Source organism: Bacillus sp. KNSH39, from assembly GCF_052656585.1.
Window position 1 is genome coordinate 1,697,395 of the sequence record NZ_JBQXYO010000001.1, and the last position, 14,945, is coordinate 1,712,339.

At 32.2% G+C, this 14,945-nt stretch carries 21 protein-coding genes and 6 pseudogenes; 2 read left to right on the forward strand and 25 right to left on the reverse strand.

What is annotated here, in order from left to right; translation table 11 throughout:
• Positions 1-34: 34 nt before the first annotated feature.
• The 4 genes from ACUL40_RS08450 to ACUL40_RS08465 all read right to left on the reverse strand — a co-directional run bounded on the left by ACUL40_RS08450 (position 35) and on the right by ACUL40_RS08465 (position 1,883).
• Complete coding sequence (locus ACUL40_RS08450; protein WP_000587853.1) at positions 35-364, reverse strand: hypothetical protein; 330 nt, start codon at positions 362-364, stop codon at positions 35-37.
• Positions 365-466: 102 nt separating this feature from the next.
• Positions 467-805: a DUF4064 domain-containing protein gene (locus ACUL40_RS08455; RefSeq protein WP_000831725.1), complete on the reverse strand. Its 339-nt coding sequence runs from the start codon at positions 803-805 to the stop codon at positions 467-469.
• 121 nt (positions 806-926) lie between these two features.
• Positions 927-1,301, reverse strand: coding sequence for an immunity 22 family protein (locus ACUL40_RS08460; protein WP_000451789.1), 375 nt, complete (start codon positions 1,299-1,301; stop codon positions 927-929).
• Between the two features lie 93 nt (positions 1,302-1,394).
• Entirely contained in the window at positions 1,395-1,883 is a 489-nt protein-coding gene (locus tag ACUL40_RS08465; protein ID WP_074047351.1) for an antitoxin YezG family protein, read from the reverse strand.
• A gap of 204 nt (positions 1,884-2,087) precedes the next feature.
• Here ACUL40_RS08465 and ACUL40_RS08470 point away from each other — a divergent pair, with 204 nt between their 5' ends.
• On the forward strand, positions 2,088-2,795 hold the full coding sequence (locus ACUL40_RS08470) for a DNA alkylation repair protein (RefSeq protein WP_000364669.1): 708 nt from the start codon (positions 2,088-2,090) through the stop codon (positions 2,793-2,795).
• 110 nt (positions 2,796-2,905) lie between these two features.
• Here the strand turns inward: ACUL40_RS08470 and ACUL40_RS08475 are convergent, their stop codons facing one another.
• Positions 2,906-3,232, reverse strand: coding sequence for a DUF3895 domain-containing protein (locus ACUL40_RS08475; protein WP_001071909.1), 327 nt, complete (start codon positions 3,230-3,232; stop codon positions 2,906-2,908).
• Between the two features lie 313 nt (positions 3,233-3,545).
• On the opposite strand from ACUL40_RS08475, the gene ACUL40_RS08480 reads away from it, so the two are divergent.
• Entirely contained in the window at positions 3,546-3,800 is a 255-nt protein-coding gene (locus ACUL40_RS08480) for a SunI/YnzG family protein (RefSeq protein ID WP_000900619.1), read from the forward strand.
• Positions 3,801-3,984: 184 nt separating this feature from the next.
• Here the strand turns inward: ACUL40_RS08480 and ACUL40_RS08485 are convergent, their stop codons facing one another.
• The 20 genes and pseudogenes from ACUL40_RS08485 to ACUL40_RS08580 all read right to left on the reverse strand — a co-directional run.
• Complete coding sequence (locus ACUL40_RS08485; protein ID WP_065212267.1) at positions 3,985-4,458, reverse strand: Imm30 family immunity protein; 474 nt, start codon at positions 4,456-4,458, stop codon at positions 3,985-3,987.
• Positions 4,459-4,612: 154 nt separating this feature from the next.
• Positions 4,613-4,865 (reverse strand): annotated as a pseudogene (locus ACUL40_RS08490) (ankyrin repeat domain-containing protein); the annotation flags it as partial.
• A gap of 87 nt (positions 4,866-4,952) precedes the next feature.
• Positions 4,953-5,606 carry an SMI1/KNR4 family protein gene (locus ACUL40_RS08495; RefSeq protein WP_000609054.1) on the reverse strand — a complete coding sequence of 218 codons (654 nt, stop codon included), beginning with the start codon at positions 5,604-5,606 and terminating at the stop codon, positions 4,953-4,955.
• A gap of 113 nt (positions 5,607-5,719) precedes the next feature.
• A pseudogene (locus tag ACUL40_RS08500) lies at positions 5,720-5,830 on the reverse strand (cytoplasmic protein); the annotation flags it as partial.
• Between the two features lie 144 nt (positions 5,831-5,974).
• A pseudogene (locus ACUL40_RS08505) lies at positions 5,975-6,076 on the reverse strand (cytoplasmic protein); the annotation flags it as partial.
• Positions 6,077-6,268: 192 nt separating this feature from the next.
• Complete coding sequence (locus ACUL40_RS08510; protein WP_016124893.1) at positions 6,269-6,925, reverse strand: SMI1/KNR4 family protein; 657 nt, start codon at positions 6,923-6,925, stop codon at positions 6,269-6,271.
• A 32-nt stretch (positions 6,926-6,957) separates the two neighbouring features.
• Positions 6,958-7,353 (reverse strand): immunity 22 family protein, encoded by a 396-nt coding sequence (locus ACUL40_RS08515; RefSeq protein WP_016124894.1) that lies wholly within the window; start codon positions 7,351-7,353, stop codon positions 6,958-6,960.
• Positions 7,354-7,461: 108 nt separating this feature from the next.
• Entirely contained in the window at positions 7,462-7,884 is a 423-nt protein-coding gene (locus ACUL40_RS08520) for a hypothetical protein (RefSeq protein WP_016124895.1), read from the reverse strand.
• Positions 7,885-7,895: 11 nt separating this feature from the next.
• Entirely contained in the window at positions 7,896-8,312 is a 417-nt protein-coding gene (locus ACUL40_RS08525; RefSeq protein ID WP_079004663.1) for a tetratricopeptide repeat protein, read from the reverse strand.
• A 906-nt stretch (positions 8,313-9,218) separates the two neighbouring features.
• Positions 9,219-9,701 (reverse strand): antitoxin YezG family protein, encoded by a 483-nt coding sequence (locus ACUL40_RS08530; RefSeq protein ID WP_016124897.1) that lies wholly within the window; start codon positions 9,699-9,701, stop codon positions 9,219-9,221.
• Positions 9,694-10,391: pseudogene (locus tag ACUL40_RS08535) on the reverse strand (DNA/RNA non-specific endonuclease). Before ACUL40_RS08535 ends, ACUL40_RS08530 begins: the two are co-directional and overlap by 8 nt.
• A 45-nt stretch (positions 10,392-10,436) precedes the next feature.
• Complete coding sequence (locus ACUL40_RS08540) at positions 10,437-10,625, reverse strand: hypothetical protein (RefSeq protein WP_229175213.1); 189 nt, start codon at positions 10,623-10,625, stop codon at positions 10,437-10,439.
• A 134-nt stretch (positions 10,626-10,759) separates the two neighbouring features.
• On the reverse strand, positions 10,760-11,227 hold the full coding sequence (locus ACUL40_RS08545; protein ID WP_000154325.1) for a DUF6985 domain-containing protein: 468 nt from the start codon (positions 11,225-11,227) through the stop codon (positions 10,760-10,762).
• 15 nt (positions 11,228-11,242) lie between these two features.
• Positions 11,243-12,034, reverse strand: coding sequence for an HNH endonuclease (locus ACUL40_RS08550; RefSeq protein ID WP_072769957.1), 792 nt, complete (start codon positions 12,032-12,034; stop codon positions 11,243-11,245).
• A complete protein-coding gene (locus tag ACUL40_RS08555) occupies positions 12,001-12,180 on the reverse strand; it encodes a hypothetical protein (RefSeq protein ID WP_370685259.1) in 180 nt (59 codons plus the stop codon). Before ACUL40_RS08555 ends, ACUL40_RS08550 begins: the two co-directional genes overlap by 34 nt.
• 80 nt (positions 12,181-12,260) lie before the next feature.
• Entirely contained in the window at positions 12,261-12,779 is a 519-nt protein-coding gene (locus ACUL40_RS08560; RefSeq protein WP_079004662.1) for an SMI1/KNR4 family protein, read from the reverse strand.
• A 428-nt stretch (positions 12,780-13,207) separates the two neighbouring features.
• Positions 13,208-13,420: pseudogene (locus tag ACUL40_RS08565) on the reverse strand (hypothetical protein); the annotation flags it as partial.
• 435 nt (positions 13,421-13,855) lie between these two features.
• Positions 13,856-14,200: a hypothetical protein gene (locus ACUL40_RS08570; RefSeq protein WP_078437909.1), complete on the reverse strand. Its 345-nt coding sequence runs from the start codon at positions 14,198-14,200 to the stop codon at positions 13,856-13,858.
• Positions 14,201-14,214: 14 nt separating this feature from the next.
• Positions 14,215-14,595, reverse strand: a complete 381-nt coding sequence (locus tag ACUL40_RS08575; RefSeq protein WP_065382263.1) for a hypothetical protein — start codon at positions 14,593-14,595, stop codon at positions 14,215-14,217.
• A 55-nt stretch (positions 14,596-14,650) separates the two neighbouring features.
• Positions 14,651-14,881 (reverse strand): annotated as a pseudogene (locus tag ACUL40_RS08580) (DNA/RNA non-specific endonuclease); the annotation flags it as partial.
• Between the last annotated feature and the right edge of the window lie 64 nt (positions 14,882-14,945).

Genomic DNA, 14,945 nt, shown 5'->3' on the forward strand with positions numbered 1-14,945 from the left:
AATGGATTACTCTTGCTATACCCATCCTCTTTTTTTATCTTGTAATTAAAGTTACAATCGCAATAACTCCTAGAATCGGTCCCCAATATTCCATTTTTATAAAAAATAATGAGTGCTTTTTGTTAAACATAACTTTTTCACCAGTTTCGGCATCTATATAAACTTTCCCATCTGGCTTATTAATATATTTACCTAAATACCAAGACATAACCCCTGATATAATAAACATTACCGCCATTGGCCAACTATGGTCTTGAAAATATGTAGCGTCCCCCGTTATAGATCCAAAGATAGCCTTACCCAAAAGAGTATTAATAATTACAATAATTGCGACTAAAAAACCCCAACCAGACCAAATAATCATCTATTTCTCCTCCTAAAGCGTACAACTTTGTACTTTATGTTAATTTGAACTGCAAACGAAAATGTTTAAAAAAACCGAATATTCAGACGTTTATAATTACATTTAGCTTACATTCGATTCTAACTGTAATGTTCTAAATGCAAATGAACCAGATATAATTTGTAAAATTGTCGGAATAAGTAAAAAGAATAATGACATAAATAACATAACTATAGGAATCACAATCATACAAACTCCATAAACTTTATTATTAACCTTGTTTACTAAACACGATAAAATGAACAACCCTATTTGAACCGTTAAAATAATAGAGTAATAAGCTAAAAGTTCGTAATCAACACCTTCCATAATATTAAACGCTACAACTATTAATATTATAGAAATAATAATTCCCAAAATGCCACCAATTAAACCTAATACAAATTCAGGCGTTCTTTTCAATTCAATCCCCCTTTTATGAACCACTAACTGCTTGTATATTTTTCCCATTCACCATCATACCAAATATTCATTGGAAAAACTATACAAATGTATTTTTTATTCTACTGCAATTTTCTTGTATCTATAGATAACTTGTAGCAGTTACAAAATTAAAACCTTCACAATTACTTACTGAATTGTCATATTGAAAATTATAAATTAAAACGATAGAATTATAGGATTTATTTAATTTAACTACTTCCTTAATTCGAGAAAGTATTTTATCATCATATGAACATCCCGTTAATAACATAGAAATGTCATCACTCGCTTCTTCTAACACTTCCTTTTCAATAAAATCTTCATCTACATCAATCATATCAATATTAAAATCAACAAAAAATCTTGCTGGTATAGCGTCTCCTTCTTCATCATACGTAACATCTATATATGTATCCAACTGATCTTGCGTTTGCATATTACCGAACCATATTGAAACCATTCCGTGTACTTCCATTAATAGCGTCCTCCATTATGAATATATATTCTCATTCAACTTACGCTTTAAAATTCATGATTTTTATAAAAACCATTTCTTCTTTCCTTTCAGTCAAATAGGATTATTCGGAAATTCATTGTCATACTTATGAATTAGCGCTTTATCATTTTCATCAATTGGTACTTCACCTAAGTATTTATGTTTCCAAATAATCATCTGATCACTAAAACTATATTCTGTATCGAACCAATTTGTATAATCGAAATGCATGTTAAATTCCCCACTATGTTCCAGAGACATTGTAAAGGAGTACCAAAGCTCTTGCTGATTATCTTTGAAAACATTTCTTAATTCCTTACTCAATTTATATAAAAAATCTTCTTTCCTTTCAAACTCCTCTTCATCAACTTCGTATTTAAAAGGAATTTCTACACTATACTTATAATTTTCTTTATTTCTGAAGTTGTTATAGAAAAAGTAAGTTCCCCCTCCAGCTTCTGATATTTGTGCATAAAAATAAAATTTCTCCCATTCTTCTGGAATCATGGCATGAACCGTTTCCGCTATCTCTCTATATAATCGATTCAATTTTATTTCCAATTAAATTCCCCCTATTTAATTTTCATCACTTACTTTTTCTATATTATACCATTCTTTTAATTAGCTCTTTATTTCATCTACAATTCAAACCAAGTTTCGATACTTTTAGAAAGTAGACATACCTTTTGAATACAATTAGTATTAACATATGAAATACGAAAAGCTTAAAAAGGCTTTCACATGAAGAAAGGAAGTTGCAAAACTATGGATCTTAAAACAGTTATGCAAGAACTTGAAGCTCTAGGTAAGGAACGAACGAAAAAAATATACATATCTAACGGTGCGCATGAGCCAGTATTCGGAGTAGCTACAGGTGCCATGAAACCAATCGCTAAAAAAATAAAATTAAATCAAGAATTAGCTGAAGAACTTTATGCCACAGGCAACTACGATGCTATGTACTTTGCAGGTATTATTGCCGATCCAAAAGCTATGAGTGAGTCTGATTTTGATCGCTGGATAGACGGGGCATATTTTTATATGCTATCTGATTATGTAGTGGCAGTAACTTTATCGGAGTCAAATATTGCGCAAGACGTTGCTGATAAATGGATTGCAAGTGGGGACGAGCTTAAAATGTCTGCCGGCTGGAGTTGCTACTGTTGGCTATTAGGAAATCGCAAAGACAATGAATTTTCCGAAAGTAAAATTTCCGATATGCTTGAAATGGTGAAAGATACAATTCATCATTCTCCAGAACGAACAAAATCCGCTATGAATAATTTCCTAAACACCGTGGCAATTTCATATGTACCACTACACGAAAAGGCAGTTGAGACTGCAAAAGAAGTTGGTATAGTTGAAATCAAACGCGATAAGAAAAAAAGCAGTTTGTTAAATGCTACAGAGAGTATTCAGAAAGAACTTGATAGAGGAAGACTTGGTTTTAAGCGTAAGTATGTAAGATGTTAAAAGTATGAAGGTGTCAATCTAGGAGAGATTGACACCTTTTTAGTGGACATTACTAGACTAACGGAGCTACAAGTTAAAGGAAACCAATCATTCATCTCCCACTATACATCTCAAACTTCTTCTTTCAATTTATATACCCTATCTCTTTTCTCATCATCTTTGATAAAAATAAGTTTTCCTTCTGTAACAAAACCTTCTAATAGTAAACATACTTGTCCATATGCTTTAGGCTTATTCGTAGTGAATCTTTCATCGGGTATTTTACCAGATCGTATTAATCGTTCACATAGCTCAAGCGCACTTATTTCTTCAGAATCAATTAATTCTAAAATATCTTTTTGTAATGGTGATAACGGGGCTGGTACCTTACATACCTCAGCTACCTCCACCTTTTCTTTTTCTTCTTCAAATAAATCTTCGAATGAAATTTGATTCATACTTCTTTTCCTTTCTAACGATTGATTTGTATAACATGAACTGAATCCTATAGCGTATGTATTATTATGTATTACTTACCTTTTTTCATAAATCTCAAACTCATGTACATCGTTTCATATAGTATATTTCGATTATACCAAATATACGTTCTGTTTTCTATTGTAGAATTCGTTATAATGGGAATGAAAGTAATTATGAACCTTTTTCTCGTTGTTAATTGTATACTATCTGTAAAAAAATAGAAATATAATTTATAAATTTGTATAATAAAATAGTATGAGTGAAATTTTATTATAGAAAGGTTCTGGTAATATGTTAGGTATTCATGTTGAAAAAACAAAAGATGAACTAATTATTTCATGGCAATTCTCTAAAATTCATATTCCATTATGTGAAATCACTGAGGTAACGGAAGATAATACATATGCTGGTGTTGAAGAAAAAAGCGCAATCCGAATTGGAACAGCATATGGTACAACTGATCGTATTTTAATTAAGACAGTAAAGCAAAATTATTTATTATTCACTACTAATAGAGTATCCATTTTAAATAAAATAAAAGCTTAATTGTTTTTCTTCCTATATTTAAATGTTAAACATCTACATTCTATTATAGGAAACGCTACAAAAGATTCGTTGATTACTCCTGCTCCTAATTCGGAAGCATATGGTGAAACTATATAACACAAACACCCTAGCTCTTCGCTAGGGTGTTCTTAGTTTTATCTATAATACAGTAGTTCTACAATTCTTATTTATTTTTATGAACTCCTTGTAATTGACTAAGAACCTCATTGGCAGTCCCCTCAAATCTTTTAGGGTTATCAGCAATAATTTCATTAAGTAAATTAATTATCGTTAGTTGTATATCATGATTCATTCCTACAAGTACTTTAGCATACTCACTTCTATATAAATCATTATTTAAAATTCTTATGTTTAGTAGCATTGCCCACTCTTTTGCACTCTCAACCATTTTTGGTAAAGCTTTAGGCATCTCTGTTAGATATTTTCCCATTTCAAAATCTTCAATAAAATGAACTAGACCAAACATAACTTCTTCCTCTTGTGTTTCATCCTCAAATACTATACACAACTCTTTAATAAGCTTCTCATCATCACAATCTGCTAAGTTTTCTAATACACTGTCAAACTCTTCACATTCCGATTGATTTTTTAAAAATCTACAACTATATAATCTCTTAACCTCAGATTGATAGTCCATATAAATTTCTCCTTTTAAATGAATTGGATAATTAAATTAATATGATCCTAAGTTTTCAACCTTTATAATCCGCTTAACCCAAGAAAAGGAACAAACCTGAAACATTCATTATATGTAGGGGTTCCACGCTTTTCTATTACCTCAATATATGACCTCAAGTGTACATTTTTAAATATTCAGCAATTTCTTGTCCTCTTTCAGTAGCAAATTCATAAGCTCCCATATCTTTTATAATCTTTCATAGTATCCCCTGTATACTTTACAGTAATATCAATACCATTCTTTACAATATTAAAATGCCTATCATAAATTGCTGAGAATAGTGAATTTCTATTTGGATCTCTAACATCTAATATTGCACCATTATCAAATAAGTACTCAACAATAGCCATCTCACCAAAAACTGCATCATTTATAATCATTTTTAACTCTCCCTATTTACTCCCTTGGATCCATATAGATTTCTCTATTCGTATAAAAGTTACCCTCTAATATTAACTGTTTTTTCCAGTCGTTTCTATACTCAGTATAGTACTATCAATTGCTAATTTTTCAATAAGTTTTTTCGCCTTACCGTATGGAAATCTCTCTACTAATATATAAGGAAGATTTTTTGAACCCTTTAGCAAATCAATTGCGGAAATCTCAAGCCCTAATATGTTCTTTATTCTTATTAAATCTTTCAAACCTTCACTAGGAGTTTTCACTAACACTATATTACATATATCAGACGACTTATGTATCGCTTTCTGTTCTATTTCACTTACACAACCACTATTCACCCATTTTTTAAAATCAGCGGTAATTACAGTAGCATGGCTTGGATTCATGTCCCCAGAATCAATTACTACCACCTCTTTTTCCTCTGCATGTTGAGCCATTAAAAATACATTACCCCCACCGTCATCACCAATTGAGACATATCCCCTCGCATACTCATCTACTTCCCAAACCTCGTTCCTTTCTGCAATATGCTCCGTACCATAAATAAGTAACCCACTACCGATTGAAAAGCCATTTGTACATCTCAATAATTCCTTATATACATTAGGTAATGTAACATTCATACGATTTTCTACTGCTTGAATTTCAATATCACTCGCTGCTGACTTTTCTATCAAATCTGGAATATTAAATAGATTAATCATTTAATAATCCCTCCTAAACTATCAAGATATTTAAACGTATCGCCTGTCATCTCTCTATAATCGTTTCGCAATAGATTTCATGAAATTCATAAAGTATGTCGGTATGTAAGCCTTCATTTTTCATTTGGTAAGTAGACAATCATTTTCCCTTTCATGTACTCACCTTTCCATCCACAAGGCCATCCTCCCATTTTATACACCTTAAATACCTTTTCATAAAGTGAAACTTTAATCAGTGGGGGTTTTGTTCATCACCCACTGATTATCAGCCCTCACCAATCGGGTTTTTACGTGCAGTTGATTCCCTACCTAACTTCTTTGTTTTCGCTGAATTTTGAGGTGGGGGTCTTACTGCCCGTTAATGCGGGATAAAAATTATCCACTTTTCCATTTACTAAACGATTTAGTGCACGCATCTCAAGGTCTCTTTCTACTTCTTCAAGAATATTTAGATGATCAATAGAAATAAATTCTAATCAAAAACAACTCTCAATCCTAAGTTTTACGATAAATAAAAAACATCCATCTTGAAAAAAGATTGATCAAAATGGATTCTTCTTCAACAGATTTTTGTTTGGGCTTTATAAAAAATCCAAGCATTTTCTGCCTGTATTGCTCCATTCATCGTGCTTGATTATTCTCTTAAAAGTGAAGAGTTTCTATTAAAATTTTTTAATATACTCATACACTTCTTTAGGCTTTATATTAAGCATGTGGGCAATTTCCGTTATTTTCTTTCCTTCTTCCTTCATCTTTTTTACTTTTCTCTCCATTGTTTGCTCATATTCTTCTGCAATATCAAATAATGGACTTAATAAAGAGTGCCATATTTCAAAATCAGTAAATTTATTTCTTTCCAAAAACTCATTTAACAATATATTCAATTCTTTAGTTAGTATCATTCTTTTACCTTCTAACACTTGTTTCTCAGTTAGAAAATCACCTATATCTTTCATAAAATTAATAAATGATTCCATGGAATCTGCAAGAAAATCGCCACCACTCCAACTATCCATTCCGTGCATGAGGGAAAATATAGGGTATCCTTCTTCACTTAAGTCAATAATAATTGGATCTCCACACATAGTTTCATATGCAATAACAATCCAATTTGCATCCCAAGTATCTTCCTCATCGGTTATAAGGGAGTTTCCATCGGTGTCAATGCTGTATCCATCTTGAAATTCATCTAATTGCTCAAAAGAACATACATCAAAATTCACATACTCTCTAATTTTTTTATGCTCTAAGTTCATAAGTTCTAAATTTCTCTTTACCTCTACTTTTTGATGATAAGAATTAAATTGTATGATTGTCATTTTTACTCCATCCCTATTATTACATTAAACTTCTAATCTTCATAAATTACCGATCCCATATACTTCAGGCTTCTACCATCCAGTTTTGCTTCTTCAACAAGTTCTTCATATTCAAAATCATATAACCTAATGACAGTATTGTATTGTTCTTCTAAATTTCCAACATAAAATTCTATAAGTTCACTTATAATTGATTCAGAATACGAAGCATTCTGTAGTAATTCAGACAAAGAAGATGTAACATGTTCATTATATGTACATTCTAATAAGTCTTGGTTATACTCAATGAAATCTATTTGAAAGTCAGTCATAAAACGTGAAGGGATTCTGTTCCCCTCATTATCATATTTTATTTCTACATACTTTCTTAACACCATTTCGCTAGTACTACTTCCAAACCAAAGAGAAACAGCTCCTGGACTTTCCATATTAATCCTCCTTTCCAATTTTTCTATGTTCTAATGGTAATAAATCAGGCATACTGTTTCAGATATAATGTAATCAGCTTCTTAAATTCTTTTTACGCAGCTAAACATTTAACTTTTTAAAACTTTCAGATACTTAGTATTCTTCGGATTCCCAAAACATCTACCCTCTGATTTTTTATTGGCAATACTAAAAAATTCTTTTGCGGTTTCTAAATCACCTAATTCAAAAGAAACTTTTCCTGCAATAAATTCCTTATCACCGGAATCTATACGTGCAAATCCAGTTAAAAATATTTTATCTGCCCACTCCTTTGCTTTTTTTAAATCATTTACCATAAAACAAGTGGAAATAATATCCTTAACTAAATGGTAACTCTCTTCACAATAAATACCTTTAGGGTCAGGAATTATATCCCATGCCTCTTCTAATAACACAATAGAGTCATTATAGTTACCATTATTGAATTCTTCATTGCTTTTTTCTAAAAGACTTTCGAATTCTTCTTTCATATGTGATTGTAAAATAGCCATATTTACCCTCCTCAAATTATATCCTTAATCAATTCAAAATACTTATCATCCTCATTAAAAAAGAGTTTATAGCCTTCTAAAATATATGCTCTTAGCAAATACTCTCTAGCTTTATCAAGCTCCCCGCACTCGAATAAACTCTCTCCAAGTCTCAGTAAAATAAATGGATTTGAAATACCATCCGGACAGTTTCGTGCATTATATAAATTACTTTTCGCTTTCTCATACTCACGATTTAAAAAATAAGTATCTCCTAATGCTGTATAAATCCATGTACTTGTTTCCCAATCGGTCTTCGGTAACGGAACCAAATCCAGAGCAGCGATATAGCTCTCTATTGCTTTATCATCTTTTCCTTTTTCAACAAAAGCATCTCCTTCGTTACATAATCTCACAATTCGGTCATACACTTGATCGTTAAGTTCCAATATAAATCCTCCCAATAATTATTTATTTGGTGGCAAGTAATTTTCATCGATTGTTAATATTCGAACATTTTTATTGTACCTTTTTAAATAAGTAAGTTTTTGATCCATCTACTATCCATCTCCCATTTTTCATTGTTTATTAAAGTCGTTAATCTGTTTTTGTATCTTTCTTTCAAGTTCTTTTTCTTTAACCAGCATTTATTTGAGCTAACCGATTCTGCTTTATTTAGATTTTTATACGTTCCTATGTCACCTTCTCTTGGTAACAGTTTTTTGAAGCTACTTTTTTTACAATATTACCTGTTCCCTTAACAACACACCTTTCCAAGTTCGAGGTTCTACTCTGCATACTGAATACCCTCCTGACAGGCCACAAGAACTTCTTTTTACACTTTCATTAATTCATACTTCTCCCCCTTTAATGAAGAGTTATTATCACAATATTTCGCTAGTTTATTTTTAATTATATAATACTACCAATATATGTTAGACTTAATTCATAAAAATAATTAAATGTATAAAAAAGCACTTGTTGCCTCAAATAGACAATTAAGTGCTTTAAGTTTCATCTGTTTTTAAGCAGCATCAATTTGTACGTTTTGTAGTAACAGTATGACACCTTTTATATGTGGTAACAACTACTACGTTAAAACTTACGAGTTTGTACGAGTTCGTTAGTTTAATATATATTCCATGTGTTTATATTCAGCACCCAGTAAAATGTCATCTCGCCAAAGCTCGTACTTCTTTTTCTTTTCTATCATTGTACATAGTACTCCATGATGGTACAACCATCATGGAGTTTATTCTTCAAAGTAGCCATTTCTTTTTCTACCCACTTCTCATATATGCTTATGCATGTTTACGTTAAACCACTATAAACTTTTATCATATATGGTATTGCACTCAATTTTTTGTATCTTCAAGATTTTTAAGATGCTTTTCTAAGTATTTTTTCCCTGAATTACTTTTAGGCATAAGACCAAGATGTTCATATTCCCAAATAATCATTCTCTCGTGGGAATTTTCATCTGAAAGGTCATCATAATTAAAGTCAATATTAAACTTTCCTGTATTATCAAAAATCATAGTGAAATTTGTCCAAGCTTCTTGATCATTATCAATAAACTCTTTCTTCATTCTCTTAATACAATCTAACAAACGATGCCACTTCTTAAAATATTCTTCTTCTGGGACATTAAAGAGTTCAACAATACTATGACTGTAAATAGGAGTACTATTCTCTTCAGGATAGTAATAAAAATATGACTCTTGAGCACCTTCCCCAACCTCACCATACAGGTAAACCTTAAACCACTTCTCTGGAATTGTATCAATTACAACCTCTGCTATTTCATTGTATAACTTGCTTAATTTTTCATCATTCATCTAGTTTTCCTCCTGGTACATTATCAAAATTCTTCAATCTCCATCTATCTTCATCACCAATTTTATATCTAATAACAAAACTGTCTGGACGTTTTGAATTCCCGCTATAATTCGGCGTTATTTTCACCCTAACTTTATCACCATCATTAAGAGCATTAGCCCATTCATTCTCTAGTTTTTTCCATTCTCCTCTGTTTAAGTTACTATTCATTGGAACTAAATTATCCATATTACCAGAGCCTTTAAATATAGTTGCAATTAAATGTCCGCCGTCATCATCATCCAAACGATCATTCCCACCTACCACTCTCTGAGCGTAGTTATTCCGCTTACCATCACCTAATTGAAGGCTACCCTCGCAACTTGCAACACACCCTTGACTATCTGTTGTATATGTATATCCTTCTTTACTTGTTCAACATTTGGCTTTAATATCTTTTTACGTTTTTCCCTAGCATATTGTTCTCCATAGTTTACTTTTACAGGCCCTTCACCCGTACCCTTAACCCCACCACTCTCCAAATTCGAGACCCTACTCTGAATACTCGCCTTTGAGGCATCATGGGCTTCTTGGAATTTTCCGCTATAGTTCGTTCCAGTTCTAACGACACTTCCATCTGGCAGTATTTCTACACTTTTAACGAATGGGGATACGGAGTCCGCACCTTTCGCTAATGTATTTTCAATTATATAATACCAGTAATTTGGGTTAGCCTTAATTCACAAAAATAATTTTTATAGATTTATAGCATGCCTACCTATTAAAAAAGCACTTATTGCCTTTCGTAGACAATCAAGTGCTTTAAATTCATCTGTTTTTAAGCAGCATAAATTTATAAGTATTTTAGTAAAAGTATGACACCTTATATGCATCGTGACAAGTACATTAAAACTTACGAGCTTGTACGAGTTCATTAGTTTCAGGTTCATTTTAAGTGGTATATATTCGTAGCCAAATAAAACCTCATCTCACCTAAGCTCGTACTTTGTTTTCTGTTCTTTCATTGCACTCCATGATGATACAACCATCATTAATCTGTACTTTTTAACAGCCCATTTTAAATAGCGACATCTTGATAACCTACTTCATCTACCCTTTCATTTATAAGACGAATTCCTAAACCATTTTCCTCATCCCATGAACAATCAAACGAGATCCCTACATCACGTCCATCACGAAGGAAATCATACGGAACAGAAATACCTACTAATGTTATATGTTCTATTAATTGATCAACTGTTTCAATTAATGGATAATCTTCATTAAATGCAACATCATAACCAAGCTCATGCCTTTTTTGTTTATAATAATTTAAAATTGGTTGTAATATGTTATGTTGGATTTTCTCCCAATTATCCATTAATGAATTGTATGCCACATATTGACCTTCATCAAATTTACCATCATCTTCTCCTCCAATTAATAATGCTATCTCCGTGTCCTTTCCTAAAAACTTTATGGTTCTGTATCCTACCCATGTATACTGATAATCAAGTTCTCCAAAAACTTTATCATTTATTGTCATTTTATAATCTCCTTATTATTTATTTGCAAATCCTCCAGGTTCAAAAGCTCCTGCGTTTATTTCACCAACTCCACCAAGGTGTCCAAATTTGGCGTTTATTTCTGTTGGCACAAGTTGTATAGTAACTCCATCATTTAACTCATGCCATGTTAATTTATTTTTCACTCGGTATTTTTCTATATCTTTTGTCGTAATTCCACCAGCTTCCATTCCAAATTGGTTTGCCAATTCTGGTGAATTATTAAGCTGAGCTGCTAACCTTTCATTTGCTTGCTTAAAATTATAATCTCTAGCAGTATTTCCTTTAGCCCCTTTTCCACCTAGCATATAATCGATTTCCAACTGTGCCTTTGCTACTGGTGAAAAATCAGGAACTCCATTTTTATACTCAATTCCATTAATACCAGCTTCATTTAAGATTTTCTGTAACGTAGGATCTGGTGGTGGTTTTAGGGTACATAAAGACTCACCTCTAACCCCTTCAAAAACGACATTTGAATTCGTTTCTGCGAGTGTTTGCTTAAATCTCGATTCATATGTACTGGCAAATTCCTCTTGCTTGAAGGCTGGTGGAACTTCAGCCTCTCTATTACCCGTACCCTTAGCAAGTTGATAAGCGTCATCTTTAGCTGCCGTACTTGCCTTTAAAAACTTTCCAGCTACTTCTCCAACAGTTGAAGATTCTACATAAGGAATCTTCACTCCTATTCCAGTATCCACCGTCCTAACTGCTACTGGAATAGGAGTATTTTTCATAGCATCTAGTGCATTTTTTAAATTCTTATTTTCCTTAAGCGATTGTACCACATTATTTCTACGCTAAAACGCAAAAAAGCACTCGTTGCCTTTAATTGACAATCAAGTGCTTTAAGTTCATATGTTTTTAAGTAGCATAAATTTGTAAGTTTTGTAGTAACAATATATCTATTTTGTTTTCTGTCCACTTCAAATATATTTTGCTATAGATTTATCAGTATTTATGTTTTTATAGCTGTACAGTAAAATACACTTAAAACAAGCATAATTGTATAAACTACCCCTTTAAAGCTAATATTTCTTCTCTATTATAGTCAATCATTGCTAAAAAGTACTCGTCAAAGTTCTCAAATCTATCTATTTCTTCGCCCGCAAACCAAATAATCTCTCCTGGTCTAGAAGAAGAAGGTAGACATAAAACAAATAAATCCCTATCAAATTTCGAAACTGCAATTGGTAGTAGCTCATGTCTTAAAACACCACTACCCTCTAAAACAACATCATCTATAGCTTTTAATAGCATCTGAGCATAATCCATTATAGAAGATTCCTTTAATTGCTCCGTACCAAATAAATCCACCGTTTGATAAAAACCTGCCCAACCATTGGCATATTGAAAAAATTCTCGATACATTGAATCAAGTTTATATCCCAATTCTTGTTCAATAGTGCAAATAGATTTTTCATTTGCTCCCACCTCTGGAAAATGGTGTGGCCATATTTTTTCTACATCTTGTTTCATTAGCTCCTGCTTCACTAAAATCATTGTAGCTATCTTATCTTTCCAATTATTCACCGTCTACTCCTCCTCTACAAACTTAAATTTTGTAGGTTTATAACCAATTGGATATTTATTAGCCTGTCCACCTATGCTCATATTAACTTCTGGGTCAAGGTCTAACCAACTATGAGGATCCGGTTTCCCCATCCAAGTTGTATCGGGAACATGACCAACATGTCCCTTGTATGCTTCTCCATTATCGGTAGCACGCTTGCCTTCTAGTCTTGCCGCACGTGAAGCTTCTTGTCTTAATTTACCTTTAGTTGATACTCTTCCTGTTGGTGATAAAGCACCCGCTTCTAAAGCTTTATCACCAACATAAGCCTTAACTTGTGCTATCTGTTCATCTGTCGCTCCTGGTGGTGCTTTGACTTCAACAGGTCCCCCAGTTTTACCCGTACCTTAGCCACACTACCTTCCTTACTAACTCCTGAACCACCACTACCCTTAGCAAGTTGATAAGCATCATCCTTAGCTGCCGTACTTGCCTTTGAAAACTTTCCGGCTACTTCTCCAACAGTTGAAGATTCTATATAAGGAAGCTTCATTCCTATTCCAGTATCCACCGTCCTAACTTCTACTGGAATAGGAGTATTTTTCATAGCATCTAGTGTATTTTTTAAAGCCTTATTTTCCTTAAGCAATTGTACCACATTATTTCTACGTTAAAACGCAAAAAAGCACTTGTTTCCTTTATTTTACAATCAAGTACTTTAAGTTCATATGTTTTTAAGTAGCATAAATTTGTAAGTTTTATAGTAACAATATGACACTTTTTATACTTCATAACAAATACTACATTAAAACTTACGAGTTTGTACGAGTTCGTTAGTTTCATAAACATTCCATGTGTTTATATTCATCTCCCAGTAAAATGTCATCTCGCCTAGGCTCGTACTTTTTTTCTATTCTATCATTGCACATAGTACTCCATGATGGTATTACCTTCATGAAGTACGTATTTTCAAATACCTTATTATTTTTAAGTCAAATGCAAATATACTTCAGTATTCGTTTCTGTATATGTGCTTATGCACATTTAATTTTAACATCACAAGCTTAGTCGTTCTCATAAATAAAAACAGTTAGTTTTATTTTCCTCTCTCTTCAATGTCCTGTATTATTACCCAATCAATACCATCTTCCAACTCATTTTCAAGTTCTTCTAACAACTTAAACCCTTCTTGTTCAATACCAGCATCATATCCATAAACTTCAAAATATCTTTTCTTATATTTTGTATACCAATAATATTTACTGTACAATATGGTATTTTTATCTTCTTTTCCCACTAAATCTATTACATTATTAGTAAAGAACTCATAATAACTTAAAAATCTCTTTAATTTTTCATCACTAATATCCTTTCTAACGACTAAGTTATCTTTTTCTAGTTCAATCATTTTCTTCAATTCTAATTCACTTATTATTTTCATAGTGCTACCCCTTTCTATTCTGGATAATACTTCACTTCTATATCAATATCCATTTTCTTAAATAACCTTTTTAGTTGTTCTACAGCTTTTTCTTCAGATACTAACCATTCAACTTTATATTCCGCTACTTTAGCAGCATCAATCTGTCTTAATGCTTCTTGAATCACCTTATCTTGTGCAAACTTAGGCATTTCTTCTACATGATAAAATGATTTCTGTTTAATTATTAATTTACCATCTTGAACTACATCTCCAACTAAATTTTCAAATTGTACAAATCCACCCTTAGGATGTGGTAAATAGAAACTTCCATCACTTGGGTTTATCTTTAACTCAAATTCATCAACTCTTGGATTTTTTTTGAGGTATTCTTTTTCCCCAATATCCCTTCCCATATGGCCTTGCTTCTATATCATTGATTCCCCATTTTATTTTAGTTGTGTACTTAGAATTACTCGTACCCTTAACCCCACCACTCTCCAAATTCGAGATCCTACTCTGAATACTCGCCTTTGAGGCATCATGGGCTTCTTGGAATTTCCCGCTATAGTTCGTTCCAGTTCTAACGACACTTCCATTTGGCAGTATTTCTACACCTTTAACGAATGGGGATACGGAGTCCGCACCTTTTGCTAATGTATTTTCAATTATATAATAATAGTAATTTTCATTAGCCTGAATTCATAAAAAATAATTTCTAAAAATTTATAGCATGCTTACCTATTAAAAAAGCACTTGTTGCCTT

What these genes read in the sequence shown, in the direction of transcription:
- ACUL40_RS08480 (WP_000900619.1), top strand. Translation starts at nt 3,546, where the DNA reads ATGTTAGGTATTCATGTTGAAAAAACAAAAGATGAACTAATTATTTCA.
- ACUL40_RS08450 (WP_000587853.1), bottom strand. Translation starts at nt 364, where the DNA reads ATGATTATTTGGTCTGGTTGGGGTTTTTTAGTCGCAATTATTGTAATT.
- ACUL40_RS08570 (WP_078437909.1), bottom strand. Translation starts at nt 14,200, where the DNA reads ATGAAAATAATAAGTGAATTAGAATTGAAGAAAATGATTGAACTAGAA.
- ACUL40_RS08515 (WP_016124894.1), bottom strand. Translation starts at nt 7,353, where the DNA reads ATGGAAAGTCCAGGAGCTGTTTCTCTTTGGTTTGGAAGTAGTACTAGC.
- ACUL40_RS08485 (WP_065212267.1), bottom strand. Translation starts at nt 4,458, where the DNA reads ATGGACTATCAATCTGAGGTTAAGAGATTATATAGTTGTAGATTTTTA.
- ACUL40_RS08530 (WP_016124897.1), bottom strand. Translation starts at nt 9,701, where the DNA reads ATGAATGATGAAAAATTAAGCAAGTTATACAATGAAATAGCAGAGGTT.
- ACUL40_RS08545 (WP_000154325.1), bottom strand. Translation starts at nt 11,227, where the DNA reads ATGACAATAAATGATAAAGTTTTTGGAGAACTTGATTATCAGTATACA.
- ACUL40_RS08495 (WP_000609054.1), bottom strand. Translation starts at nt 5,606, where the DNA reads ATGATTAATCTATTTAATATTCCAGATTTGATAGAAAAGTCAGCAGCG.
- ACUL40_RS08475 (WP_001071909.1), bottom strand. Translation starts at nt 3,232, where the DNA reads ATGAATCAAATTTCATTCGAAGATTTATTTGAAGAAGAAAAAGAAAAG.
- ACUL40_RS08510 (WP_016124893.1), bottom strand. Translation starts at nt 6,925, where the DNA reads ATGACAATCATACAATTTAATTCTTATCATCAAAAAGTAGAGGTAAAG.
- ACUL40_RS08460 (WP_000451789.1), bottom strand. Translation starts at nt 1,301, where the DNA reads ATGGAAGTACACGGAATGGTTTCAATATGGTTCGGTAATATGCAAACG.
- ACUL40_RS08470 (WP_000364669.1), top strand. Translation starts at nt 2,088, where the DNA reads ATGGATCTTAAAACAGTTATGCAAGAACTTGAAGCTCTAGGTAAGGAA.
- ACUL40_RS08520 (WP_016124895.1), bottom strand. Translation starts at nt 7,884, where the DNA reads ATGGCTATTTTACAATCACATATGAAAGAAGAATTCGAAAGTCTTTTA.
- ACUL40_RS08575 (WP_065382263.1), bottom strand. Translation starts at nt 14,595, where the DNA reads ATGGGAAGGGATATTGGGGAAAAAGAATACCTCAAAAAAAATCCAAGA.